Source organism: Candidatus Poriferisodalis sp., from assembly GCF_965219595.1.
Classification (GTDB): Bacteria; Actinomycetota; Acidimicrobiia; order Acidimicrobiales; family Poriferisodalaceae; genus Poriferisodalis.
Map to the genome: position 1 here is coordinate 2,824,301 of NZ_OZ244781.1, position 25,203 is coordinate 2,849,503.

A 25,203-nucleotide genomic window follows, 5' to 3' on the forward strand; every position below is an offset into this window, starting at 1 on the left:
ACCGGCCGGTCCTGTCCGCTCCGCCGTTCCGATCGGGCCCGCCACGGGCGGCGCCTCGGCGGTTTGGGGGTCTCAGCGCCGTTGCCGACCGGTGGCTGGTGGCAGGCGCAATCGCCACCGCCGCAGGTGCATTGTGGGCGCCCCCGGTGTCGCTGTGGCGGGGATCGTGGTGGTGGGGCGCCGCACTGGGCATCGGGCTCGGTGCCGCGGGCATTGCGACCCGTGCGCGCCTGCTCATCCCGGCCGGCTTGCTGGTGCTCGCCGCGGTCGCCATGAGCGCCCAGGTCGCCCAGCTGAGCGCCGTGACCGGGGGAGAATTCGACGGCGAGGTGCACCTGGTCGGCGATCCCCGGTGGCGGTCTGGCGCATTGGTCGTGCCGTTCGGCGCCGAGATCGACGGTGCCCGGCACCGGTGGGAGGGCTGGGCACGGGGCCCGGCGGCATGGCGGCTGGAAGACGCAGCGATGGGGGAGCGCTGGCGCCTGAGCGTGAGCGCGGAACCGGCAGAGCCCGCCGACCGTCCCTTCCTGTGGCCTCGGCATCTCGCAGGGACTGCACAGATCCGCACAGCGCACCGTCTCGACGGCGGCGGCGCGCCGTTCCGCATCGCGAACTCGCTGCGCGGGCTCGTGGAGGCGTCGGGCCAATCGCTGTCGCAGCGGGATGCAGCGCTGCTCGCCGGCTTCGTGTACGGCGACGACCGGGGCCAGCTTCCCGAGGTCGTTCACGACTTCCGGGAGACGTCGCTCACCCACCTGCTCGCCGTGTCGGGTTCGAATGTGGCGTTCGTGCTGCTGCTGTTCGCACCCTTGCTGGCCGGGCTGCCACCCCGGACCCGGCTGGTCGCCGTGGCAGTGTTGCTCGTTCAGTTCGCCGTGCTGACCAGGGGTGAGCCCTCGGTGCTGCGAGCGTGCGTGCTCGCAACTCTCGCCGTGGGTGCGCACGCCGTCGGCCGGCGGGCATCGGCGGCGCGGCTGCTGGCGCTGGCGATCATCGTGCTGCTGCTCGTTGACCCGCTGCTCGTCCGCTCGGTGGGCTTCCAGCTGTCGGTTGCCGCCACTGCCGCAATCGTGATCGGGGCTCGCCGCGTCGCCCGCCTGCTGTGGGGGCCGCCGTGGCTGCGCTTGGCGCTTGCAGCCACCCTGAGCGCACAGGCGGGGGTGCTGCCCGTGCAGCTCGCCGTCTTCGGCTCGTTGCCGCTCGTGAGCATTCCCGCCAATGTCCTGGCGGGACCCGTCGCAGGCCCAGCCATGGTCTGGGGCCTCGTCGGCGGCCTCACGGGCGGCTTGGCCGGCGATGCAGTCGCATCGGTGCTGCACCTGCCGACCAAGTTGATGATGGGGTGGGTTGCGGGGGTGGCACGTTGGGGTGCATCACTGGGCTGGCCGCAGATCGAGGCCGCTGAATTGACCGCCGTGGCTGCGGTTGCCGGATGCTGCACTGGGCTGTATTTGATGGCACCGCGCCTGTTCGGGAGCCTGGCCGGCGCGCTGCGCAGCCTGTCGATGGTCGCGGCCGGCGTCGGAGTCTGGGCCGCAGCCAGCACCCACCGACCTGCGCCTCCGGCGGGGCTGCACCTTGCCGTCCAGCACACCGACCCTGTTGTCGTGGTGGTGGATCGCCCGGATCCGGCACGTGCGCTCGGCCAGCTCGCCGCCGCGGGAATCGACCGCATCGACGTGCTCATAGCGCGCTCGGCGAGCCGTGCCGGGCGCGAAGCGGTACGCGCCCTCGACGCCCGGCACGACATCTCCCAGGTCTTCGCACCGGTGGGCCTCGGCGGCCGGGTCCCGTATGACGCAGTGACCGCGCCCGTCGCGGTCGCAGGGCTCACGGTGGAGCCCACCGCAGAGCGCCTGCACGTCTCAGCAGAACTAGCGTCGACAGAATGGCAGGCGGTGCCGTGAGGCTGGTCAGCGGTGCTGACGAGATTCTCACAGCCGAGGCGGTGCGAACTGCCGTCGCCGAGCTCGTGGGCGATGCCGACCGGGCAGAAGTGCTGGATGAGTTCGCCGGCGACGAGTACACGCTGAACGATGTCGTCATCTCGGCATCGACGCCGCCGATGCTGGCAACCCACCGAGTCGTCGCCGCACGGGGGCTCAGCCGCTTCGGCGCGGCGGATCTTGCCCCGCTGATCGCGTGGCTGGACGATCCCTGCCCCACCACCGACCTGGTGCTCGAGTGGGACTCCGGTCGTGTGCCGCGCCCGCTGACCGAAGCCGTCGAGGCCAGCGGAGGGCACCGGGTCGCATGCGATGTGCCCGGCGGGGCGCGCAATCGCCGGACCTGGCTGGAGGAGCGCCTCGCGGAGGCACCGGTCCAGCTCGATGCCCGAGCCCGAGCGAGCGTCGCCGACCACCTCGGCGCCGAACTCAGCCGCCTCGGAGCGCTGCTCGACACGCTGGCAGCGGTCTTCGGCGAAGGCGCCCGTCTGGATGCCGACGACGTGCTGCCCTACCTCGGCGCCGAGGGCGATGTGCCGCCGTGGGAGCTGACCGACGCGATCGACCGGGGGAACGTGAATGCGACCCTCGCAGTGCTGCAGCGCATGTGGGGTGCGGGCCGGCACCCCTTGGCAGTCACGGCCACCGTCGCCAACCACATCACCCGGATGGCCCGCCTGGACGGCGCCGGCGCCGCTAACGAAAAGGAGGCCGCTGCCGTGCTGGGCCTGCGCGGCTCCACGTTTCCGGCCCGCAAGGCGATGGATGGATGCCGACGGCGGGGCAGCGAGGGGATTGCCCGAGCCGTCGAGCTGCTCGCAGCGGCCGACATGGACATGCGCGGGCGGTCCGGACTCGACGCTCGCTGCGTTGCGGAGATCCTGTGTGCGCGGCTCGCCGCCGGCGCCCGCTGAGGGAAGCGCTAGACGCCGTTGCGCGATGCCGAGCGAGTGATCAGACGCGACTTGCGCCGGCCCGCCTCGTTCCGATGGATGACACCCTTGGCGGCGGCCTTGTCGAGCCGCTTCTGAGCGAGACGGATGAGCTCGTCGGTGGGCTCGCCCGCCTCGGCGGCTGCCATCACCGCCTTCTCGCGCGTCCGCAGTTCTGAGCGCACGGCACGATTGCGCACGCGTCGCGCCTCGTTCTGACGATTGCGCTTGATCTGGCTCTTGATGTTGGCCACGAAGGCATGCACTCCGTCTCGAAACCGGCCCCGCAGGGTACCGTGCGCCCTGCGATGCTCCACGTGCCCCCAAGAGGCTGAGCCGAACGGCGAAGCCGTGGCCCGAGCGGCCCGTGAGCGGAGCGAACAAGAGCGGGAAGTAACCAGGTGACGCGACAAGAAGGTCCGCCGATTCGGAACTTCTCGATCATCGCCCATATCGACCACGGGAAGTCCACGCTGTCGGACCGGATCCTGGAGTTGACCGGTGCTGTCGAGGAGCGCTCGATGCGCGCCCAATACCTCGATTCGATGGAGCTCGAGCGCGAGCGCGGCATCACCATCAAGGCCCAGAACGTCCGCGTGAGCTGGCGGCGTCACACGCTGCATCTCATCGACACACCCGGACATGTCGACTTCGGCTACGAGGTCAGCCGGTCGCTCGCGGCATGCGAAGGCGTGGTGCTGCTCGTCGATGCAGCGCAGGGCATCGAGGCACAGACGCTGGCCAATTGCTACCTGGCCCTCGAGTCGGATCTCACCATCGTGCCGGTGCTCAACAAGATCGACCTCCCCGCGGCTGAGCCGGATCTGTACGCATCGGAGATAGAGCGTGTGCTGGGCATCGACTCGAGCGAGGTGCTGGCCATCTCGGCCAAGACCGGTGAGGGCGTAGAAGCGCTGCTCGATGCGATCATCGAGCGGATCCCCCCGCCGGGGGGTGACCCGCACGCCCCACTCCAAGCGCTGATCTTCGATTCCCACTTCGACCAGTACCGCGGCGTCGTCTCCTCGGTGCGAGTCATGAACGGCCGGTTGTGCGCCGGCGACCGGTTGCGCTTCATGCACGCCGGCGGCCTGCACCTGTCCGAGGAGGTGGGCCTTCGCCTGCCCGCGGTGACACCGACCGACGCGCTGGGCCCCGGCGAGGTGGGGTACCTCATCGCCGGCATCAAGGACGTGGCAGAGGCTCGCTCGGGCGAGACGGTGACATCGGCGTCGGAGCCGGCGGACGTGCCGCTGGCCGGTTACGACGACCCGAAGCCGATGGTCTTCTGCGGCCTGTACCCCGTCGACGGCGACGAGTACCCCGACCTGCGTGACGCACTGGCGAAGCTCAGGCTCAACGACGCATCGGTGACATTCGAGCCTGAGACCTCCGGAGCCCTCGGGTTCGGCTTTCGCTGCGGCTTCCTCGGCCTGCTGCACATGGAGATCGTCCGCGAGCGGCTTGAGCGCGAGTTCGGGCTCTCGCTGATCGCGACCGCGCCCTCAGTGGCCTACCGGGTGCGCACCGACGACGATGAGGAGCTGCAGGTCGACAACCCGTCGGATCTGCCGCCGGCCGGTCAGATCGCCGAGATTGCAGAGCCGATGCTGACGGTGTCGGTGCTGACGCCGAGCGCGTACACGGGGGCGGTCATGGACCTGTGCCAGTCGCGCCGGGGTTCGATGACCTCCATGGACTACCTGTCGCCCGAACGCGTGGAGCTGCGCTACGAGCTGCCGCTGGCAGAGGTGGTGACCGACTTCTTCGACCAGCTCAAGAGCCGTACCCAGGGGTACGCCAGTCTCGACTACGACCATGCGGGCTACCGCACCGAGCGCCTGGTGCGGGTGGACATCTTGCTCAATAGCGAACCGGTGGATGCGTTCTCGGCTATCTGCCACCGCGACGGCGCCTATCCATACGGCAAGGCCATCACGGCGAAGCTGGCCGAGCTCATCCCGCGCCAGCTCTTCGACGTGCCGATCCAGGCCGCCATCGGCGGCCGGATCATCGCCCGCGAGACGGTCAAGGCCAAACGGAAGGACGTGCTGTCGAAGTGCTACGGCGGCGACATCACCCGCAAGCGCAAGCTGCTGGAGCGTCAGAAAGAGGGGAAGAAGCGGATGAAGGCGATTGGGCGTGTCGAGGTGCCCAACGAAGCGTTCGTTTCTGCGCTGCGTCTGGACCAGTGAGTTGCGCCGGCCCGAAGCTGGCCTGAAGGGGGTCGGTAGCATCGGGTTATTGCGGGTACGGCCTGCGGAGGGGTGATGGACGAGCGCAGAGCCACGGTGCTGCAGGCGGTGGTCGAGAACTTCATCGAGAGCGCGCAGCCGGTCGGATCGGCCGCGGTGCTCGAGTTGACCCGCCTCGATGTGTCGCCCGCGACCGTCCGCAATGACCTCGCAGCGCTGGAGGCCGGCGGCTACTTGATGCAGCCGCACACCAGCGCCGGTCGGGTGCCGACTGAGGCGGGCTACCGGTACTTCGTGGACGGTCTGGGGCCGGGTTCGCTCGACAACACCGAGGTCCGGCAGGTGCGGGCGTTCTTCGCCCATGCCCAGGGGCAGATCGAGGAGTTGCTCGCCGACACCAGCCGGCTGCTGTCGGACCTGACCGAGTACGCGGCGATGGTGGTGGCCCCCCGGCACGACCGAGACAGCATCCGGTCGGCCCAGCTCGTGGACCTTGGCGGCGGCCGGCTGCTCGTTGTGCTCGTGATGTCGTCGGGCGTCGTGGAGCGCACCTACGTCGACGTCTACAACAACCGGGAGCTGGCCGACGCGGCTCAAGGGCCGGCCGCAGGAGCAGCCTCCGCGATCCTGGCCGAGGCGCTGGTGGGGCATGCCCGGTCGCAGCCACCGTCAATTCCCGAGACGGGCGATGCGGCAACCGATGCGCTGGTGGCGGCTGCGCTGGCCGCGCTGGCCGACGACCAATCGCACCCCAGCGAGCTCTACGTGGGCGGTACAGCCAGGATCACCGAGCAGTTCGAGGCCGTGTCGTCGCTTCGTTCGGTTCTGTCTGTGTTGGAAGAGCAGCTGATGGTGGTGACGCTGCTGCGCAGCCTCGTTGATCGCGGCCTCAGCGTGGCCATCGGGTCTGAGACGGGCATGAAGCCGCTGGCGGACTGTTCGGTGGTGGTAGCGCCCTACGAAGTCGACGGTCGCACGGTCGGCAGCGTGGGATTGCTGGGCCCGACGCGGATGGACTACTCGAAAGCGCTGGCGGCGGTGCACACGGTGAGCCGGCGACTGTCGGCCTCGCTCGGCGACGGCGACGGTGCGCATGCTCTCGGCGACGGTGACGTCGCGCAGGCACCCGTGGGCATCTCGCCATCGATCCCGCAATAGATCTGCCACAGATGCCTGCCGACTACTACGAGCTGCTCGACGTAGGCCGCGATGTCAGCGAGGGCGACCTCAAGCGCGCCTACCGGCAGAAGGCCCGGGAGCACCACCCCGATGCGAACCCGGGCGACGCGCAGGCCGAGGCGCGCTTCAAGGAGATCAGCGAGGCATATGCCGTGCTCTCCGACCCTGAAGCGAGGGCCCGCTACGACCGCTTCGGGCATGAAGGCCTGCGTGGCGGGATGGGTGGCCCGGCATTCGATTTCGATCTCAGCGACATCTTCGAGTCGTTCTTCGGGGGGAACCCCTTCGGCGGCGGCCGATCCCGCCGAGCGTCGGGCCCGCCGCGTGGCGATGATCACGAAACGGTGGTGGATCTCGACTTTGCCGAGGCCGTCTTCGGCGTCGACCGGCAGATCGAGGTGCGGACGCTGGTGTCGTGTGACGATTGCGGCGGATCGGGCGCCGCGGAGGGCACGTCGCCGACGGTGTGCAGCGTCTGCGGGGGGGCAGGGCAGGTGCGCCAGGTGCGCCAGAGCCTGCTGGGCCAGATGGTCACCACTGCGCCGTGCGGCCAGTGCCGCGGGACCGGCATGGAGATTATTGACCCGTGCAGATCCTGCCGCGGGGAAGGCCGCCGGGCCGAGCATGTCTCGCTCGTCGTGCGGGTGCCGCCCGGCGTCGAGGGGGGTGCCACGCTTCGTCTGAGCGGCCGCGGATCGGTGGGACCCCGCGGCGGTCCTGCCGGCGATCTGTATGTACACCTTCGTGTCGCCGAATCCGATGTATTCGTACGGCAGGGCGAGAGCCTCGTGGCCGAGCTGCCGGTGACGATGCTGCAAGCTGCCCTGGGAGCGAAGGTGACGTTCGAGACGCTGGACGGACCACGGGAACTGGCGGTGAAGGCCGGCACCCAGCCGAATGACACCATCCGGTTGAACGGGCTCGGCGTGCCGCGCGCCAATGGGCGCGGGCGCGGTGACCTGCATGTGGTGGTCCGTGTGGACATCCCGAAGAAGCTCTCGAAATCCGAGGTGGCCAAGCTGAGAGAAGTCGCCAGCGAACGTGGGGAACAGGTGGACGGGATCGTTGTCGATCGGTCTCCGCCAGACGCATCGCACGATCGTGAACAAGCGCGTGTCGAGGCTCGGGCTGAGCGATCCAAGTCTCGCGGCAGCACTGAAGCCCGGCAACGGCGCATGCGTCGCAGCAAGAGCTGACATGCCTGTCGACCGCCGGCACGTTGATGCGCTGGTGGGGGACCGGCTGCGGGCGGTGCGCAAATGGCGGCGCATGACGCTGGCGCAGGTCGAGGAGACCTCCGGCGGCGAATTCCGCACCTCGGTGCTGGGGGCGTATGAGCGCGGCGAGCGGGGGTTGGCCGTGACCCGGCTGCTGCGCTTGGCACAGCTCTACGACGTGCCGCCATCCGAGCTGCTGCCAGAGGACGATCAGGACAGCGAACAAGACGATGCGGCATTGCAGCGCTTCCCGCCCGATTCAGTGCTGTGACTGAGTCCGCCTGCGCATCGCCCGCATTCGGCGTCTACTGCCATATCCCGTTCTGCACACACCGCTGCGACTACTGCGCATTCGCGACGTGGACCGACCGCAGCCACCTCATCGACGACTACATGGCGAGCTGCCGCCGGCAGGCTCGGGAGCTGGCGGCCGGCATGCCGCCGGTGACCTCGGTGTTCTTCGGCGGCGGCACGCCGAACCTCGTGCAGCCCTCGCTGCTCGGCGATGTGCTGGCGGAACTGCCCCTGGCAGAGGGCGCTGAGATAACGGTGGAGTGCAATCCGGACTTGGTCACGCGGGAACAAATGCAGGCGTACGGGGATCTGGGCGTGAACCGCATCAGCCTCGGCGTGCAGTCGGCGGTGCCCCATGTGCTCGACGCGCTGGGCCGCCGCCACGACCCGCCGATGGTGGCTGTGGCGGTTGATGCCGTTCGTCAGGCCGGCATTGGCCAGCTCAACTTGGACCTGATCTACGGCTCGCAGGCCGAATCGTTGCCCGACTGGAAGCGCACGCTGGTCGAGGCCATCGATCTTGGGCCCGATCACGTGAGCGCGTACGGCCTGACGCCGGAGCCAGGAACGCCGCTCGGCGACGACCCGTCGCGACATCCCGACGAAGACGAGATGGCCGACAAATACCTGCTCGCCGACGAGCTGCTCGCCCGAGCGGGCTACGAGATCTACGAGATCTCCAACTGGGCTCGGCCCGGCGCGCAATGCCGGCACAACCTGCTGTATTGGCGGCAGGGTGCCTATGTGGGCATCGGCTGTGCCGCGCACAGCCACCGCGACGGCCGCCGGTACTGGAGCGTCCGCACGCCCGAGCGGTTCATTGCGGCGATCTCAGCCGGCACCTCGCCGATGGCAGGCAGCGAGGAGTTGGGTCCGGACGAGCGTCGTACGGAGGCCCTGCAGCTTGCGTTGCGCACGTCGGTCGGTGTTCCTGTCGGCGCAGTGCCTGGCGACGTGGCGCACCTGCTGGAACCTGCCGCCGGGGGCCGCCTCAAGCTGACTGCTCGCGGGCGTCTCCTGGCCAACGAGGTGGCCGTGAGGCTCAGCCTTCCGTAGGGGCAGTAGCGGGCCTAGCCGGAGAGCCGGACATACCCGATCGCCTCTGCGGCGACGGGCCGGCTCGCTTGCCCACTGACGTTCCCGATCAAGCCGATGACCCGCCGCGCCGAACCCTCCACCGACACGCGCACTGCTGCCGGACCCGCCGCGCGGATGGCCACCGAGACCGATCCGGGCTCGAACACTGCCGACAACCGATCCCGCGCCGCCCGCAGGCTCCACGGCTCCAACCGCCGGAGCCGGGAGGCGGAGAGGCGGTAGGACCCGTGATGACGAAGCGAGGATTCGTCGAGGGCAAGTGAGACGAGGTCGTTGGCCAACGAAGACGCTGCTGCTTGTGCCTCGCGCTGCGCCAGGAAGGCAGCCGTGCTGTCGACGGCGATACTGGCCAGCAGCGCCACGATCAGTACGCCGGCAGGCACGAGCAGCAGCGCGGAGCCGCGTTCACTGCCCACAGGGAGCCCGCCCGTCGAGGCCGTGCCGGAAGGGATCGACGATCTCGCTGGCGCGAGCGCTGACGGTCACCGGTGACCATCTGCCGCCGAACAGCGCCAAGCGGGGGACATCCCGCGTGGCTTCGAAGGTCACCCGCTCGCAGCGACGCAACTGGGTCGTGCCGACCGGCTGAACCGATGCCGAGCCGCTCAGCCGGTAGCCCGACATCGCCTGCCCGCCGGCGTCGGTCGCCGCGTGGACTGCATCACCGAGGCGAGGCCCGTGATGCTCGACGAATGTCCGCGCTGCTTCCCGCGCGCCGGCGACAGCAGCGATCTTGGCGTCGAGTGCTGCCCAGGCCTGGGCGAACACCAGCGTGCCCCCGATGAAGACCAATACGACGAAGGGCAGCACTTCGGCCCCGACGACGCCCGAAGCGTCACGCCGGGTGCATCTGGCGGCGATGCGCCTCATGGCGAGCCGGCGAAGCGAGCCAGCTCGCGCCGTACCTCGAACCGGCGCTCGACAGTCTGCAGGCCGATCAGCGCATCAGCATCGATGAGCACCGTCGGGGGTCTCGCTGCCAGCTCCAGCGCGACGGTCTCGCCGCTGGTGCGCCAGCGGAGCCGCTCGATGTCCACTGCAGGACCGATGGCCGAGCGCAGCCATCGCTCAGCATCGACGATTGCCGCAGGGCTGCCACCGCCGAACGCTGCCCGGCGCGTTGCATCGTGGCCGACCGCCGTGAGAACCGAGGTGCTGTAGAAGTACACGGCAGCCTGGACTGCCAGCGTGAGAAACGTCAGGAACGCCAAGACAGCCCACGGCAGGGCAACGAGGCCGGCACCGCGCTCGTCGCGGCACGGCTTCGCGTGCAGACGGGTCATTTGCCGATCTTCGCGATCTCAGAATTCGTCGTTTCCTCGGCGTTCTCCCAGAGCGTCTTGAAGCCGACCCACATGAGGGCGCCAAGCGAGGCGATGATCAGCACGGCGATGGCCGCCGAGATCACTCCCTCGCCTCGTTCGTTGTGTCGTGCACCCTGCCGTACGCCCTTCCGGGTGGCCCCCGCAGCGGCAAGCGCGGCGGCACATGCCGCGCTGAGCGCAGCCGCTATCGGAGCCGTGTAGATGAGGCTGTCGTACATGGGATTGTCCTTTCATTGCTGGCTCACAGCGCCGCATACCCGCTGAGGGCGTCGCTGAACGGGATCGCGAGCAGGACGCACCCGGGCACCAGCGCCGCGACGGTGACGGGAATCCACACCTGCTCGCTTCGACGCTCGATGTGGGTGATGAGGCGCCGGTGCGCCTCCATGCGCGCCGAACGGGCCTCGTCTGACACCAGTGCAGCGACATCGGTCGCGTCCTCGTGCAGGGTGAGCACGCCGACGAATCTGCGGATCTCCGCCGAACCGGCATCGTCCGCCCACTCGGCCAGCGCCACCTCGACTGCAGCGCCACCGGCGACGCGGGCGCCGACACGTTCCAGTCCCTCGGCGCAGATGCCGTGCCCACGCCGGGCGACGGCATCCAGTGCGCTGGTGAGCGACATGCCGCTCGCGAGCAGCATGCCGGTCTGCTCGGCGACGATCGGCAGTTCTTCGGTGATCTGCGTTTGCCGCGACGACATCGACCTGCTGAGCAGGTGTTGGGATGTGCCGTAGGCAGCGGCAGCCACCCCGAGCGCCCCGGCGAGCGCGAGCAGCGGTCTGATGCCGATGGCACCGAGTGCCGCTCCCGAAACGACGAACGCCGCGGTTGCGCCGCCGACCTGCCGTACGCGGAACTCGAACGGGGACCGGGCCATGCCGGCTTCGCGCAGCCGGACAGCGAGTTCGGCATCGGCATTCGCCAGCGAGGCGATGCGCTGCACCAACGATGCTGCTGCGATCACTGCAGGAACACTCGCTTCCGCACAGGGATCGCCATGATCCGCCCAGCCCACAGCCAGCAGGCGGCCACGGCGAGCACGCTGAACGCCACGAGCAGCTGACCGTCGCCCGACTCGTAGGCCTGCCGACCGCGCCCGATGCTCAGACCGATCACGGCCATGAACGCGGGTACCGACGCGACGAAGCTGCGTGCGAACCGAGCCCCGGCCTGCTTGGCTCGGGCGTCGGAGCGAGCGGCAGCCTCAGCTTGGGCCGCCTCGGCCAGCGCACGCAGTCGAGCATCGATTCGCACCCCGCCGATCTGGTGTGCGGCCAGCAGCGTCTCGCAGACGGCGTCTGCAGTCGGGTCCGCGAGCGAGGTCTTGAGAACGCGCAGTGCGGCTTCGAAATCGGTGCTCAACGACCACGTGCGCGCCGCCTCGGAGATGGCCGGCTGCATTTCGTCGGGAGCGTGCTTGCCCGCGGCGAACAGTGCGGCCGGGATCGACCGACCCTGGTGGGCCACCAGCACCCGGATCTCCGCGAGCAATCGAGGCCACGCTTGCCAGGAGTCCACAGCGCGGCGACGGCGCCGTTGTGTCACAGCGCACGGAGGGATGGCCGCACCGAGCAAGGCCACGAGGGCGGGTGCCACCACGCCGCCGAACAGCGCCCAAGCGCCGATCCATGCGGCGACGGCCGTGGCGGCGCCAGCCAGCGCGCCGTGCAGCAGGAGCACCGAAGTCGGGGGAGCTGTCGATGGTGACCGACGCGCTGATGCACGTCGCCACGCGGCGCTGGTGGTTGGGCCGCCGCCGGGGGTTGACAGCAGCCACACGCCTGCGGCGCCAGCGGCAATGAACGCCAGAGCGGTCACGCCGGCGCACCCACCTCACCCTCGCTGGGCGGGGGCATCTCCCTCCCGGCGGCGGAGAGCCGTGACGTCATCCGCCGGGAAATGTGCGAGGTTCTCACCGGGGGCTGGCCGTGGCGTGCTGGCGCGTAGAGCGGCGTCGTGTCGAACGAGATACTGCCGTCGCCCACCGGTTCTTCTACCGCTACGACCTCTGTGACCTCCACAGCGGCGGGAGCGCGCCGCAGGTGGACCACGATGTCGATCGATTCGGCCACGAGCTGGGTGATCGCCGCCGCGGGCATCTCGCCCACATCAGGTGCGAGCTGGCACATGAGCCGCAGCCGGCCGAGCGCCTGGCGTGCGGATCCCGCGTGGATGGTCGCGTAGCCGGTGACCCCACTGGAGAGCGCGAGCAGCAAGGGCACCGCTTCGCGGTCTCGCACCTCGCCCACGATGGCCACATCCGGCGCCATTCTCAGGAAGCCGGCCACCAGGCGCCGCAAGTCGACGGGAGCTCGCTCGGTCCGGCCCGGCCGGGTCTGCATGCCGGCGACGTTGGGCAGCCCGATGTCGAGCTCGAACACTTCCTCGGCGGTGACCACCCGCAGGCTCGGGTCGAGTTCGGCAGCGCAGCATCCCAACAGCGTTGTCTTGCCGCTGCCGGGTGCGCCTGCGATCAGAATCGACAGCCGGGCACGCACAGCAGTGCGCAGGAACTCGGCGATCTCGCCGGTCAGCGTCCCGACCGAAGTCAGCTCGCCCAGGCTCGAGAATGCGATCCCGGTGAACTTGCGGATGTTGAAGATGAGGTGACCGCCGCGGCCGATGTCGGGATGGACGATGTGCAGGCGGGCGCCATTGTCGAGTTGTGCGTCCTGCAGTCCCTCGCTGGGATCCAGCTTGCGGTGGGATGCCGTCGCGTCGTCGATGATTCTCGTCAGCGTGCGTCGGACGTGCTCGTCATCGTGGAACGACTCGTCGTGCTGACCGCTCGGACCGTGGTGGCGCTTGACGAAGATCTCATGGGGGGCATTGACCATGATCTCCCAGACATCGGCATCGGCCAGCGGCGCTTCGAGCGGTCCGTAACCGAGCAGGTTGCGCACGACCCGGTCGGCAACGGCGTCGGCGTCGTCGATCGCACTGCTGTGAACGCCGCTCTTGAAGCCGAGATTCCAGCGCCGGATCTCCTCGTGGGCGAGCCCCGTGACTGCCCGATGCGCGCCTGGCCCACGCGGGTCCAGGCCGCAGTGCCGGGCGCGCTCCGAAACCGACCGTTCGATCTCGGCGAGGGTTGACGGATCGGTCATGGCGCCACCTGTGGTGATGCTCCCCAGGGACGGATCAATGTGATGGAACCCGCGTCGGCGGCTGCGGCAACCGAGACCGCGGCAGCGCGGTCGTGCACCTGCAGGGTGACGGTGACTGTGCCCGACGGCTGTCCTGCGCCAGCGAAGTCGTCGACATCGAGCACGAGGGCGTCGGCTGCCACGAGACTTGACGCATGCGAGGCGGCTGTAGCGACGAGGTTGGAACCCGTGACGACGACGTCGACTCGTTCGCCGGCCGCGATCAGCCCGTTGAGGGCCCCGGGACGATCGAGCTCGACAGCAACGGCATAACCCGCGTCTCGACCGGCAGTTGATCGGCGCGGACCGACGTCACCCCGGGCGAGCAATTCCCCGGCGTGAATGGCTTCGAGCACCACGCTGCCCACCACGTCATCGCCGTCGCCCTCGCCGAAGACGGTCGCTTCGATCTCGGCTGGCAAGCGGATGGAGACCAAGGCAACATCTGCCGGCTCGATCACCCTGCCCGGAGCGAGCCGCGTCCGCGCGACCACGTAGCTGGTTTCGGGCGCAGCCGCTGACTGCTCGAACGCCCACCACAGTCCCAGGGCTGCAGCACTGCACAAGACCGCACCTGCGATGACGCGTGGGCGAAGCGATGACCGGCTACCTCCGCTGGGGCGGCTTGTGGCAGGTGCAGGCGGCAGAGCCCGATGATCGGTTGGCGACAGCGGATCTGCGGGCACGCCGCAGACTTAACCATGTTGGTGTGAAGTCACCAAATAATTATCAAAACTTCAGCAAACTGACTCAGTAGGTCGCATAGATATGGCGGTATAGCGCGTAATATCAATGGTTGATGTTGAAATGCACGTTGGCCGCCGGTTCGCGCACTAGCGTTGGCCCGCAGGGATCGATCACGTCCCTCGAGCGCCAACAGCCGACCGACTGCGAGGTGCGAGATGGCTGAGGAGCCGACCGAATCAGGCGACAACGGTGCAGCAGGCGAAGAACAGCACCAGGTTCCCTACGAAGAGATCGTCTGGCTGTCCACGCTGAAGGCCGCAGACCGCATGGGCATCACCACCCGGACGCTGTACCGCTTCATTGACCGGGGTGACCTGCCGGCGTACCGGTTCGGACGTGTCATCCGGTTGCGATTGAGCGATGTGGACACGTTCATCGAGGAATGCAGGGTCGAGCCGGGAAGCCTCGAGCACCTCTATCCCGAAGCCCGCCCGGACGATCCCGACGAAGACGACGAAGAAGCCGGGTAGGTCGACGGCGCTTGAGCAACGAGGGCACTCCACCCGCTGACGCCGGCGCGCCAGGGGGCGTGTGGAGCACGATCAGCCCGCGCTTCGGCGCTCATCCGGACTGGCGCGCCGCCACGAATCGGAGGCACTGGCCCGGGGGCCTCGCCCTGCTGTTCGTCATCGGGCTCGGCGGCTCGCTCGCGTTGCTCGTGGTGTCGCTGCTCGCGGCGCGAACCGGCTATGTGAACACCCTCGAGACCGAGTTGCTCGAACGGCCCCTCGTGGAGCAATTGCTGCTCGTCGCGCTGATCGCGCCCGTGATCGAGGAGTTCGTGTTCCGGCTCCCTCTGGCCGCCCGCCTGCGCCTGGGCGTGCTCGCAGCCACCGGGGCATTCGGGTTGCTGAACTTTGCGGGCGGCGACGGTCCCGTCATCGTCGTTGCGTCCGTCTTCGCCCTCATCGTGCTGCTCTCGGGAGCCCTGTGGATCCAGTCGCTCGTCGCCGGGGTGGCGCGGCCCGAGGCCGCGGTCGATGCCGGGCCGGAGCCTCCGACTTGGCGTGGCAGCGTTGCTCGCTGGTGGGAGGCTCATCCGCGCTGGCCGGTGTGGTGCTCGCTCGCCGCGTTCGGCGTCGTGCATCTCGCCAACTACGACGTGAGCTGGACCTTCGCCACTGTTGTCGTGGCACCGCTGGTGGTGAGCCCGCAGATCTGGCTGGGCCTCATGTTCACCATTGCGCGGGTGCGGTACGGCTGGTGGGCGGGTCTGGTGCTGCACGCGTTCCACAACCTCGCGGTCTGGAGCGTGACCATCGCTGCCGGCTGAAGAGAAAATCCAGGGTTTGCCTCTGAACCGCATCGGTACCCTTGCAGCCCGATCGGGACTCCGGCATCAGTGAGCTTGCAGATCTTCGACACGATGACGCGGCGCAAGACCGCCTTCGTCCCGCGGACGCCGGGCGAGATCTCCATGTATGTCTGCGGTCCGACGGTCTATGACGTGCCCCACCTCGGCCACGGCCGCACTGCGCTGACCTACGACGTCATCCGGCGCTACTTGGAGTGGTCTGGATATGAGGTGACGTTGGCATCGAATGTCACCGACATCGACGACAAGATCGTGGAGCGCGCCCAGCGCGAGCAGCGCTCCGAGGCCGATGTCGCCGCAGAATTCACAGCCGCATATGACGAGCAGATGGATCGGCTCGGCGTGCTGCGGGCCCATTCGCGGCCTCACGCCACACACTTCATCTCGCAGATGATCGACGTGATCGCTGAGCTGCGGTCGCTCGGTGCCGCGTACGACGTGCCGGGCAAGGGCGTGTACTTCGCCGTCGACGCTGCCCCTGGGTACGGCGATTTGGCGGGCCGGACAACCGAGCAGCTCAACGCGGATGCTGGCGCGCGCGTCGACGTCGACCCCGACAAGCGTTCACCGCTGGACTTCGCGCTCTGGAAGGCCGCGCAGCCGGGAGAGCCGCGCTGGGAAACGCCGTGGGGGGAGGGCCGGCCCGGCTGGCACACGGAGTGCGTGGCGATGTCGCTCAGCGCGCTCGGGCCCGGCTTCGACATCCACGGAGGGGGAGACGACCTGGTCTTTCCCCACCACCAGAACGAGTGCGCCCAGGTGACCGCCATGGGCGAGGCGTTTGCCCGCTACTGGGTGCACAGCGCCATGGTGAACGTCGGCAGCCAGAAGATGGCCAAGTCGCTGGGCAACTACACCCAGCTCGCCGAAGCGATCGACGCAGTCGGCCCCCGCGCTGTGCGCCTGCTGGTGCTGCAGACCCACTACCGCCGGACCATGGAGATGGGGTCCGACTCGCTTGAAGCGGCCCGCAGCGCTGTCGGCCGGCTCGATGCGTTCGCCCGCCGGGTCTCCGCTGCAGGCTTCCCGGACGGCATCGAGGCTGCAGTGCGGCGGCCTGACATCGAACGCGGGTCTGTTCCCGACGTGGATGTCGAAGCCGTGACGGCGTTCGCAGCGGCCATGGACGACGATTTCTCCACGCCCACAGCGCTCGACGTGATCTTCCGCCTCGTGCGCCGGGCGAACGCTTCACTCGACGGAGCAGCGCCTGCCGAGGCTTCCCGATCGGCTCGCACGGCACTCCACCTGCTCGGCGTGGTGGGGCTCACCTGCGGTGATGACGGCGGCGAAGATCACCGCGACGGCGGGCTCGCCGATGCCGAGGTGGACGTATTGCTGGCACAGAGGGCTGCGGCGCGATCAGCTCGCGACTTCGACACCGCCGACCGTATCCGGGACGATCTGGCGGCCGCAGGCATCGTCGTCGCCGACGGCCCCGACGGCGCCACCTGGCACCGCGCCTGATCAGCCGGCTGCGGTTCGCTTCAGCCAGTCGTCGATGAGCCAGCCGGCAATCGACATCCCGCCGCGCGGGCACGGGGGCAGGCTGTCTGCGGTGTACCAACCGGCTTCGACGATCTCTTCGGGGTCGATCTCGATCTCGCCGGCTTGCCATTCGCAGGTAAAGCCGCACATCAGCGAGTGCGGGAATGGCCACGGCTGGCTTCCGAAGTAGCGGACGTTGTCGACCGTGATCTGGACTTCCTCGTAGACCTCCCGGGCCACGGCGTCCTCGAGGCTCTCACCGGGTTCGACGAAGCCGGCGAGTGCGCTGTAGAAGCGGCCGGGGAACTGCCGGCCCCAGGCGAGCAACACCTCGGGGCCGCGTTCGACGAGAACGATCATGGCGGGGCTGAGCCTCGGAAACGCCATGTGACCGCAGTTGCTGCAGACTCTTGCCCGATCTGAGGCGTTGGTGTTTGTCAGGCTCCCGCAACGTCCGCAATAGCGATGGGTTCCCTCGAACTCCACGATCGGTGCGGCGCGGCCGGCGATCTGCCAGTGCTCGTCGGGAATGCGGCCGTAGAGCTTGCGCAGCGGCACGGGCTCGAGATCACCCTCGTCCAGCGGCGGCCCGTCGGCCGGATCCATGTCGACAGCCCAGACGCCGAGGCCATCGAGCACGCCGAGAAAAGAGGCGGAAGGCGAGCCATCGCCGACGGGCGCCGTGGGGCTCGCGCACAGGCCGCTGCCCGGCTCGGTGAACACCGTGCCTGAACGGACGGGGATCCACACGCGCGATGTGTCGTCGAGATCGTCAGGCGGCTGGGTCAGAACCGTGAACACCGGTCAAGTTGAGCACACAGCGCTTACAAGCGCCGCTGTGTCGAATTGCCCGCCGCTATAGGCGACGGATGACCGTCACGACCTTTCCGTAGATGGTGACTTCGTCGGCGGGGCGGATGATCGGACCGTGGCTTTGATTTGCCGGTTCGAGGACGACGTTGTCGCCGTCGCGCCGGTAGCGCTTGACGGTGCCCTCTTCGCCATCGATGCCGGCCACGACGATGTCGCCGACCTCCGCGTCGGGCTGGTGGCGCGCCACCACGTAGTCGCGATCCCAGATGCCGACATCGATCATCGAGTCGCCCCGCACTCGCAGCATGAAGAGCTCGCCGCTGCCCGTGAAATCGGCCGGCAGCGGCAGCAGCTCCTCGACGTTCTGCTGGGCGAGCACGTCGGTGCCTGCTGCAACCTCCCCGATGAGCGCCACGTGACGGGCCGGTCGCCGCTCGCCCTTCACTCCTGTCTGCCAGTCGCAGTTGATGATGAGCGCCCTGGGCCGCGATGGGTCGCGCCGGATCCATCCGTCGGCCTCGAGCGTTCGCAGGTGGCGGTGCACGGTCGCAGGCGAGTTGAGATTGACCTCGTTGCCGATCTCGCGGACCGACGGGGGATAGCCGCGCTCGCGCTGCGTCACGTCGATGAAGTCGAGCATGGCGCGCTGACGCTCGTTGAGGTGTGCGATCCGCTGACCTGCGGCACTCGTTGCTTGCATGGTGAACCTTTCGGGTCGGTCCCGGCGCGCCCGGCATCTGCTGCCCGGCCTGATCGGGTGCTCCCATCGAAGGGAAGGAACTCTCGTTCCGATCAGTCAGTACACTAACAACAAATGTTCCAAACAGCGCGCATTTGTTCGATGCTTCAGTGCCGAGAGCGCACCCAGCGCACGAAGAGCACATCGTCGTGGGCGATGACTTGCTCGAGCGCGAATGCGCGGGGCGCGGCGGCCGGCGAGCCGCCGCCGGGCGCAGAGGCGATGCGCGGGGCGTCAGTCGCCACGGCCAGCGGCGCGTGCGTCAGGTTCACCTCGTCGACGAGGTCGGCCGCCAGCAGGCTGGCGTTGAGCGCTGGCCCTCCCTCACAGAGCACAACGCGCGCCCCCAGCGAGCCCAGGTGTCTCAACGACGCAGGCAGATCCACCGAGTCGGTGCCGGCGCGCACGAGCTCCGCGCGGTCGGCCAGCCGTTCTGCGGCGTCGCAGTCTGCGCCGACGGTGGTGACCACCAGCGGCAACGGTGCTGCCGGCGGGTCTGGCGGCTGGCTGAACAGCGGCAAGTCCGGGTCGACGCTGAGCGATCCGCTGACCACGGCAATGCGGGCACCAGATCGCCGCGCCGGGCGGTACCGCTCGGCGTTCGCCGTGCGCGCACCGACCAGGATCGTGTCGGCCTGCGCGCGCAGCGCCCCGAACATCGCCTTGTCGGGTTCGCTCGAGAGCCCCCCCGACACGCCGTCGATCGCTGCGGCCCCGTCGATGCTCGCAACCATGTTGAGCATCACCCAGGGACGATCGGCGTGCGGTGCACGTTGGCGACTGGCGGCGTGCGCAGCGTCGATGGGTTCGGGGGGCAGCGGGTACAGCCGGTGCACGCGGCGAGTCTGCCACCCGTTCGTCCCGGCAGGCGTTGTCGCCGGCGGTTATCCACAGCATCTGCCAGTTATGCACAGGAAAGTCCCCGTGAAGGCCTGTTCATTGCCCCTTTCGTTCCACAGGGGAGCGGCCGTAGCGTGCGCCTGTCACCGTCGGCCGCACGGCCCGCGGGCGCGTCCCGGCGGGTCGACTCCGGTTTGCGACACTGGTGCAGGAGGTCAGCGGTAAGTGGCGATGACCGAGGAGCAGCGGGTGCGGGGCCACGGCCCCGGGCACCGGTCTGCCGGCGCGCCTCTGCGTCTGCAGCGGCATTTCACCGCTGATGGCGCCCATCCCTATGACACGGTGCGGTGGGAGCGCTTCGATGCCTCCATCACGAACGCGGTCGACGGATCGGTTGCGTTCTCGCAGCCCGACGTTGAGTTCCCCGCCGATTGGAGTCCCACGGCGGTCAACATCGTTGCCCAGAAGTACTTCCGCGGCACCATCGGCACGCCGGAGCGGGAGCAGTCGCTGCGCCAAGTCATCGACCGCGTTGCGGGCACCGTCACCCAGTGGGCGGCCAGCGACGGCTATTTCGCATCTCCGGACGAGGCGGCGACATTCGAGGCAGAGCTGGCGTGGCTGCTGGTTCACCAGCGGGTGGCGTTCAACAGCCCGGTCTGGTTCAACATCGGCGTGAAGGGTGTGCCCCAGCAGGCGTCGGCCTGCTTCATCCTTGCTGTCGACGACGAGATGGAATCGATCCTGGACTGGTACGTCACCGAGGGCCGGATCTTCAAGGGCGGCTCGGGCGCCGGGGTAAACCTGTCGGCGCTGCGGGCATCGTGCGAGCCGCTGTCGGGCGGCGGCACGGCGAGCGGCCCGGTCAGCTTCATGCGCGGCGCCGATGCGTCGGCGGGCACCATCCGCAGCGGCGGCAAGACCCGGCGCGCCGCCAAGATGGTCCTGCTCGACGCCGATCATCCCGATGTCGAGGCCTTCGTGTGGTGCAAGGCACGCGAGGAGCGCAAGGCACGCGCCTTGGACGCCGCCGGATTCGACATGGATGTCGACGGCGCCGACTCGTTCTCGGTGCAGTACCAGAATGCGAACAACTCGGTCCGGCTGTCCGACGAGTTCATGGAGGCGGTCGCGGCCGACGGCACTTGGGAGCTGCGGGCGCGCACCACGGGCGAGGTCACCGCCGTCATGCGTGCGCGGGATCTCCTCGGCCAGATTGCCCAAGCGGCCTGGGAATGCGCCGACCCTGGCGTTCAGTTCTCCACCACGATCAACAGCTGGCACACGGCGCCCGCCCACGGCCCGATCAGCGCCAGCAACCCATGCAGCGAGTATGTCCACCTCGACAACTCGGCCTGCAACCTGGCGAGCGTCAACCTGTTGCCCTTCTTTGGGGATCACGCCGCCGGCCGCGATTTCGATATCGAGGGCTTCCGCCAGGCGGTGCGCATCACGTTCATTGCCCAGGACGTGCTGGTGAGCCACGCCGACTACCCGACGGAGCTGATCGGCGAGACTTCCCGGCGCTTCCGCCAGCTCGGGCTGGGCTTCACGAATCTGGGTGCGCTGCTGATGGCAGCGGGCGTTCCCTACGACTCTCCGCAGGCGAGGGCGCTAGCGGCATCGCTCACGGCGCTCATGTGCGGGGAGGCATACGCCACCTCAGCCGACTTGGCCGAGCGGCTCGGAGCCTTCGACGGCTTCGACGCGAATGCCGATGCGATGTGCGGCGTTCTGGGCCGGCATCGCGACTCGCTGGACAGCATCGAGGTGCGCGCCGAGCCGGCGGACACCGGCGCAGGCATGGCGGCGCTGACCGAGGATCTGCGTGCCGCCGCGCGTGCTCGCTGGAACCATGCCATCGCGGGCGGCGAGTCTCATGGCGTTCGCAATTCCCAGGCCACCGTGATCGCGCCCACCGGAACGATCTCGTTCATGATGGACTGCGACACCACCGGGATCGAACCCGACCTGGGCCTGGTGAAGCACAAGAAGCTGGTGGGCGGTGGCGATCTGCGCATCGTGAACTCGACAGTGCCCGTCGCGCTGAACAGGCTCGGCTACTCGCTCTCAGACATCGCTGACATTGAGGCGCACATCCTCGCTACGGGCCACATCGCCGGCGCGCCGCACTTGGCGGACGCTCACCGGGCGGTGTTCGCCTGCTCGATCGGCGCCGATGCCATCTCGCCGCAGGGCCACGTTGCGATGATGGCCGCCTGCCAGCCCTTCGTCTCGGGTGCGATCTCCAAGACCGTCAACCTGCCCGAGTCGGCATCCGCCGGCGACATCGAGGACCTCATCGTCGAATCGTGGCGGCTTGGGCTCAAGGCGGTGGCGATCTACCGCGACAACTGCAAGGTGAGCCAGCCCCTGTCGGTCGGGCCGGCGACCTCCGCTGGCACACCGGCTCTTGGCACACCGGCCATGGGTGCATCGGCCCAGGGGGCCGCAGCATCCGCTGCCGCCGCATTGGGGGGAGCGGTGGTGCCGCCGCGCAACCGGCTGCCACGCAGCCGCCGGTCGCGCACGTTCTCCTTCCGGGTCACCGACTGCCACGGCTACATGACCGTCGGCGAGTACGACGACGGCCGGCCCGGGGAGATCTTCCTCACCGTGGCGAAGCAGGGTTCCACGCTGGCCGGGATCATGGATGCATTCGCCATCTCGGTCAGCCACGGCTTGCAGTACGGGGTGCCGCTGCGTTCCTACGTGGACGCCTTCACCAACATGCGGTTCGAGCCTGCGGGGCTCACCGACGACCCCGAGCTGCGCATTGCCACGAGCATCGTCGACTACATCTTCCGCCGCCTGGCGCTCGAGTACCTGTCGTTGGAAGAGCGCACCGAGTTGGGAGTGCTCAGCGTCGACGAGCGCACTGATCCGCCGCTGCCGGGGCTCGAGAGCGCAACGGTCGAGACTGCGATCGGCGCCGAGCCGGCACCAGACCCGCCGTCGCACCGCTCTGAGACCCGCGGATATGCCGATGCACCGCTGTGCATGACCTGCGGCGACCGGATGGTGCGCGCCGGCTCATGCTTCGCCTGCCGCTCCTGCGGCGCAACCAGCGGCTGCGGCTGAGAGGCTGAGCTGCCGGTCGGCCGTCAGGCGCCTCGCTCGAGCGGGCAGCACCCCGGAGCGCAGCTGTCCGGGCGCGGTCCCAGCCGGCCGACCGCGGGCCGTTCGGCTCGCAGACCTGCCGTCTCCTCCACGAGATCCACCAGCGCCTCCACGAACAACGGATGCGTGCCGACCGACCGAGCACGCACCATGGTGATGCCAGTGCGGGCGGCTGCGGCACGCGCCTTGGTGTCGAGGTCGACAAGCACTTCCATGTGGTCGGAGACGAAGCCGAGCGGCACGACGAGGACGGTACGGCAGCCCGCCGAGCCGAGCTGGGCGAGCCGGTCGTTGACGTCGGGTTCCAGCCACGGCACGTGCGGTGGACCGCTGCGCGACTGGTACACCACCTCGATCTGGCCGCTCAGGCCCGCCATGCCGGCGACTGTCTCGGCGGCATCGCGGAGCTGCGCCTCGTAGTCGCACGATGCAGCCATCCGGCTCGGCAGGCTGTGCGCGGTGAACAGGGTGTGCACATCGCTGCGCAGGCGAGCGCCGTCGAGTGCCTCTCGGATGCGCTCAGCGAGGGCGCCGGCGAATCCGGGGTGATTGCCATAGACCCGCACCCGCGACAGGCGTGGTGCTCCGGGCACCTCGCTGGCAGCTTGTGCGAGATCTTCGTGATATTGGCGGCAGCCCGAATACGAGCTGAATGCGGAGGTCACGATCACCGCCGCGTGGCGGCGTCCTTCGCTGGCCATCTGGCCGACGGCGTCACGCAGGTACGGGTGCCAGTTGCGATTGCCCCAGTAGCACGCCAATGGCGTGCCCCGGCGAGCGAGTTCGCCCGACAGCGCCGCCAGCAAAGCGCGGTTCTGCTCGTTGATCGGGCTCACGCCGCCATGACGCAGGTACTGCTGAGCGACCTGGGCGAGTCGCTCTGCTGGAACGTCGCGTCCCCGAGTGACGTTCCGCAAGAACGGCATCACGTCGTCGGGACCTTCCGGCCCTCCAAACGACAGCAGCAGCACGGAGTCGATCGACTCGGGTCCGAGGGCTTCTTGGGCCGGTGCAGCCCGGAAAGACTGCACCGTGACCGGCCCGCGCTGCCCGAGCCCAGCGGCAGGCGCTGCATCGCTCAGAGGGACCGCGGCAGCGGCATCGCCCGCACGGGCCGCCGGCGCCGTCGGGAACTGTTCGCGCTGTGCCGGCGTCGTGGCGCGGGCGGCGGTCTCACCGGTGCCGACGGTGGCGAGGGGGACGACGCGGGCGCGCCCGGAAGCGACCAGCAACGGCACCGATGTGAGCGCAATGATCATCGCCGCCACGATCGTCACGCGGTAACCGGCGCCGTCAATCAGCAGCCCTGCCAACGGCGGCCCGACAAGCCCGCCGATGCCTGCAGCGGTGTACAGCGCACCCAAGACGCCGCCGAGTCCGGCGAGCCCGAAGAGTTCTGCGGCAACCGCAGGAGACAGGGCGATGAAGCCGCCGTAGCTGCAGCCCATCACCAGCGTGTAGATCACGAGCACCGTGTAGTTGTCGCCGGCAAAGAGCCAGATCAGGTAGCTCAGCCCCATGATCGTGAAGGAGAGCTGGTACAGCCGCATGAGCGGCAGCACGGTGCCGAGTGCACCGAGTGCCAGCCGCCCGAGCAGCGAGGCCAGGCCGATGATGCTGATAAGCCACTGACCGCCTGGCTTGCCGAGGTCGTCGAGGTAGTCCTTGATGTAGATGATCGGGACGAACAGGCTGGCGCTCAGCAGCATCATCGAGAAATAGAGCAGCGTGTACCGCCGGTTGTGCATGAGCCTGCGCAGCGACGGCATCTCGCTCGGGGGCGCGACATGGGGCGGACGCCGAGCGGCGATCGCAGCCAGCATGAGCAATCCCGTCGACACGACAGCGAGCACCCGGTAGGTGTCGCGCCAGCCGTAGAGCTCGATGAGCCATTCCGCAGCCCAGGCGCCGGCGAAGTGACCCAGTCCGATCCCAGCCACGGCCACGCCCAGTGCCGCTGTGCGGTGACGTTCGAACCAGCCGCCGACCACCGAGACCATCGGGACGTATGCACACGCCACGCTGATCCCCACGCCGAGCACGTAGGTCGTCATCGCTAGCCACAGGCTCTGGGCCAGGCTGGTCGCCCAGAGGCCGACTCCGAGGGCGACGGCGCCAGCGAAGAGCACACGTCGGGGTCCGTAGCGGTCGCCGAGGCGACCGGTGAACACACCGAGCACGAAATAGAGGAACGTCGGAATCGCGAAGAGCAGCGACGCCAAACCGGTGCCGATGCTGAACTCGTCGCGGATGGAGGCGAGCACGACCCCGAAGCTGTAGGCCACGGCGAAGACCGCGAACGTGGCGAGCGAAGCCGACAGCGCGACGGCCCATCCGGCAGCCGAGTCCAGCTGGAGGCTGCGGGCGGTGGCGCCCTCGTCGGCGGTTGTGCTCAAGGTCGTTCGCCCGGTGCTGTGCAGTCAGTGCCACCGCTGTCGACTCACAAGTGGCGCGAACGGGCACATTACTGCCGTACCGTTGCACCGGCAGGAGCCGATTCTGACTCGGAGGGGACCAGCGAGATGACCGCCCAGACCCTCAGCGATGGCGTCAGCAGCATTCCAGTCGCCAGCGGCGCTGCTGCGGGCAGTCCCGACGTCATCGAGCGCCCCGACACCCGCACGACAGACGGCGATCACGACCGCTTCTCTCACTACGTCAACAAGACGGCGCTGACCCGCTCGGCCGTCAGCGGCGAAGCGGTTGTGGCGCTGTGCGGCAAGAAGTGGGTGCCGACGCGAGACGGCGAGCGCTACCCGGTGTGCCCGGCCTGCAAGGAGATCTATGCCGGACTGCGCTCGTGACG

At 68.8% G+C, this 25,203-nt stretch carries 25 protein-coding genes; 12 read left to right on the forward strand and 13 right to left on the reverse strand.

Annotation, left to right across the window (positions count from 1 at the left end; translation table 11 throughout):
* Positions 1-98: 98 nt before the first annotated feature.
* Both ACOQPE_RS12535 and holA read left to right on the forward strand, forming a co-directional pair.
* Positions 99-1,907, forward strand: coding sequence for a ComEC/Rec2 family competence protein (locus ACOQPE_RS12535; protein WP_420609237.1), 1,809 nt, complete (start codon positions 99-101; stop codon positions 1,905-1,907).
* Positions 1,889-2,860: a DNA polymerase III subunit delta gene (gene holA, locus ACOQPE_RS12540; protein ID WP_420609238.1), complete on the forward strand. Its 972-nt coding sequence runs from the start codon at positions 1,889-1,891 to the stop codon at positions 2,858-2,860. The genes ACOQPE_RS12535 and holA overlap by 19 nt, the downstream gene beginning before the upstream one ends.
* Before the next feature lie 8 nt (positions 2,861-2,868).
* Here holA and rpsT read toward each other — a convergent pair whose 3' ends face one another.
* The gene (rpsT, locus tag ACOQPE_RS12545; RefSeq protein WP_420609239.1) at positions 2,869-3,132 is read right to left on the reverse strand and encodes a 30S ribosomal protein S20; all 264 of its coding nucleotides are present in this window, start codon (positions 3,130-3,132) and stop codon (positions 2,869-2,871) included.
* Positions 3,133-3,279: 147 nt separating this feature from the next.
* Here rpsT and lepA point away from each other — a divergent pair, with 147 nt between their 5' ends.
* From lepA to hemW, 5 genes are all read left to right on the forward strand, one after another.
* The gene (lepA, locus tag ACOQPE_RS12550) at positions 3,280-5,073 is read left to right on the forward strand and encodes a translation elongation factor 4 (protein ID WP_420609240.1); all 1,794 of its coding nucleotides are present in this window, start codon (positions 3,280-3,282) and stop codon (positions 5,071-5,073) included.
* Positions 5,074-5,148: 75 nt separating this feature from the next.
* A complete protein-coding gene (gene hrcA, locus ACOQPE_RS12555) occupies positions 5,149-6,231 on the forward strand; it encodes a heat-inducible transcriptional repressor HrcA (RefSeq protein ID WP_420609241.1) in 1,083 nt (360 codons plus the stop codon).
* Between the two features lie 11 nt (positions 6,232-6,242).
* A complete protein-coding gene (gene dnaJ, locus ACOQPE_RS12560) occupies positions 6,243-7,448 on the forward strand; it encodes a molecular chaperone DnaJ (protein ID WP_420609242.1) in 1,206 nt (401 codons plus the stop codon).
* A gap of 1 nt (position 7,449) precedes the next feature.
* Positions 7,450-7,740, forward strand: a complete 291-nt coding sequence (locus ACOQPE_RS12565) for a helix-turn-helix domain-containing protein (RefSeq protein WP_420609243.1) — start codon at positions 7,450-7,452, stop codon at positions 7,738-7,740.
* Entirely contained in the window at positions 7,737-8,819 is a 1,083-nt protein-coding gene (gene hemW / locus ACOQPE_RS12570) for a radical SAM family heme chaperone HemW (RefSeq protein WP_420609244.1), read from the forward strand. Before ACOQPE_RS12565 ends, hemW begins: the two co-directional genes overlap by 4 nt.
* Positions 8,820-8,833: 14 nt before the next feature.
* Here the strand turns inward: hemW and ACOQPE_RS12575 are convergent, their stop codons facing one another.
* From ACOQPE_RS12575 to ACOQPE_RS12610, 8 genes are read right to left on the reverse strand one after another with little or no spacing between them, the layout of a single operon-like run.
* On the reverse strand, positions 8,834-9,277 hold the full coding sequence (locus tag ACOQPE_RS12575; protein ID WP_420609245.1) for a hypothetical protein: 444 nt from the start codon (positions 9,275-9,277) through the stop codon (positions 8,834-8,836).
* Positions 9,267-9,731: a hypothetical protein gene (locus ACOQPE_RS12580; protein WP_420609246.1), complete on the reverse strand. Its 465-nt coding sequence runs from the start codon at positions 9,729-9,731 to the stop codon at positions 9,267-9,269. Before ACOQPE_RS12580 ends, ACOQPE_RS12575 begins: the two co-directional genes overlap by 11 nt.
* A complete protein-coding gene (locus tag ACOQPE_RS12585) occupies positions 9,728-10,144 on the reverse strand; it encodes a hypothetical protein (RefSeq protein WP_420609247.1) in 417 nt (138 codons plus the stop codon). Before ACOQPE_RS12585 ends, ACOQPE_RS12580 begins: the two co-directional genes overlap by 4 nt.
* On the reverse strand, positions 10,141-10,404 hold the full coding sequence (locus ACOQPE_RS12590; protein WP_420609248.1) for a hypothetical protein: 264 nt from the start codon (positions 10,402-10,404) through the stop codon (positions 10,141-10,143). Before ACOQPE_RS12590 ends, ACOQPE_RS12585 begins: the two co-directional genes overlap by 4 nt.
* A gap of 23 nt (positions 10,405-10,427) precedes the next feature.
* Positions 10,428-11,153 carry a type II secretion system F family protein gene (locus ACOQPE_RS12595; protein ID WP_420609249.1) on the reverse strand — a complete coding sequence of 242 codons (726 nt, stop codon included), beginning with the start codon at positions 11,151-11,153 and terminating at the stop codon, positions 10,428-10,430.
* Positions 11,150-12,007, reverse strand: a complete 858-nt coding sequence (locus ACOQPE_RS12600) for a type II secretion system F family protein (RefSeq protein WP_420609250.1) — start codon at positions 12,005-12,007, stop codon at positions 11,150-11,152. The genes ACOQPE_RS12595 and ACOQPE_RS12600 overlap by 4 nt, the downstream gene beginning before the upstream one ends.
* Positions 12,004-13,296 (reverse strand): CpaF family protein, encoded by a 1,293-nt coding sequence (locus ACOQPE_RS12605; RefSeq protein ID WP_420609251.1) that lies wholly within the window; start codon positions 13,294-13,296, stop codon positions 12,004-12,006. Before ACOQPE_RS12605 ends, ACOQPE_RS12600 begins: the two co-directional genes overlap by 4 nt.
* Positions 13,293-13,901 (reverse strand): RcpC/CpaB family pilus assembly protein, encoded by a 609-nt coding sequence (locus ACOQPE_RS12610; protein ID WP_420609252.1) that lies wholly within the window; start codon positions 13,899-13,901, stop codon positions 13,293-13,295. Before ACOQPE_RS12610 ends, ACOQPE_RS12605 begins: the two co-directional genes overlap by 4 nt.
* A gap of 336 nt (positions 13,902-14,237) precedes the next feature.
* Between ACOQPE_RS12610 and ACOQPE_RS12615 the strand changes: the two genes are divergently transcribed.
* The 3 genes from ACOQPE_RS12615 (at position 14,238) to cysS (ending at position 16,864) form a co-directional block, all read left to right on the forward strand.
* Entirely contained in the window at positions 14,238-14,552 is a 315-nt protein-coding gene (locus tag ACOQPE_RS12615; RefSeq protein WP_420609253.1) for a helix-turn-helix domain-containing protein, read from the forward strand.
* A gap of 11 nt (positions 14,553-14,563) precedes the next feature.
* Positions 14,564-15,355 (forward strand): type II CAAX prenyl endopeptidase Rce1 family protein, encoded by a 792-nt coding sequence (locus tag ACOQPE_RS12620; protein ID WP_420609254.1) that lies wholly within the window; start codon positions 14,564-14,566, stop codon positions 15,353-15,355.
* A gap of 69 nt (positions 15,356-15,424) precedes the next feature.
* On the forward strand, positions 15,425-16,864 hold the full coding sequence (gene cysS, locus ACOQPE_RS12625; protein WP_420609255.1) for a cysteine--tRNA ligase: 1,440 nt from the start codon (positions 15,425-15,427) through the stop codon (positions 16,862-16,864).
* Here cysS and nudC read toward each other — a convergent pair whose 3' ends face one another.
* From nudC to ACOQPE_RS12640, 3 genes are all read right to left on the reverse strand, one after another.
* Positions 16,865-17,686 carry an NAD(+) diphosphatase gene (gene nudC / locus ACOQPE_RS12630; RefSeq protein WP_420609256.1) on the reverse strand — a complete coding sequence of 274 codons (822 nt, stop codon included), beginning with the start codon at positions 17,684-17,686 and terminating at the stop codon, positions 16,865-16,867.
* A gap of 55 nt (positions 17,687-17,741) precedes the next feature.
* Positions 17,742-18,398, reverse strand: coding sequence for a transcriptional repressor LexA (lexA, locus tag ACOQPE_RS12635; protein ID WP_420609257.1), 657 nt, complete (start codon positions 18,396-18,398; stop codon positions 17,742-17,744).
* A gap of 146 nt (positions 18,399-18,544) precedes the next feature.
* On the reverse strand, positions 18,545-19,273 hold the full coding sequence (locus tag ACOQPE_RS12640; protein ID WP_420609258.1) for a dihydrofolate reductase family protein: 729 nt from the start codon (positions 19,271-19,273) through the stop codon (positions 18,545-18,547).
* A 235-nt stretch (positions 19,274-19,508) separates the two neighbouring features.
* Between ACOQPE_RS12640 and ACOQPE_RS12645 the strand changes: the two genes are divergently transcribed.
* Complete coding sequence (locus ACOQPE_RS12645) at positions 19,509-22,358, forward strand: vitamin B12-dependent ribonucleotide reductase (protein ID WP_420611392.1); 2,850 nt, start codon at positions 19,509-19,511, stop codon at positions 22,356-22,358.
* A gap of 23 nt (positions 22,359-22,381) precedes the next feature.
* Here ACOQPE_RS12645 and hemH read toward each other — a convergent pair whose 3' ends face one another.
* Positions 22,382-24,793 carry a ferrochelatase gene (gene hemH / locus ACOQPE_RS12650; RefSeq protein WP_420609259.1) on the reverse strand — a complete coding sequence of 804 codons (2,412 nt, stop codon included), beginning with the start codon at positions 24,791-24,793 and terminating at the stop codon, positions 22,382-22,384.
* Between the two features lie 126 nt (positions 24,794-24,919).
* Between hemH and ACOQPE_RS12655 the strand changes: the two genes are divergently transcribed.
* The gene (locus ACOQPE_RS12655) at positions 24,920-25,201 is read left to right on the forward strand and encodes a DUF3039 domain-containing protein (protein WP_420609260.1); all 282 of its coding nucleotides are present in this window, start codon (positions 24,920-24,922) and stop codon (positions 25,199-25,201) included.
* The last annotated feature ends 2 nt before the right edge of the window (positions 25,202-25,203 follow it).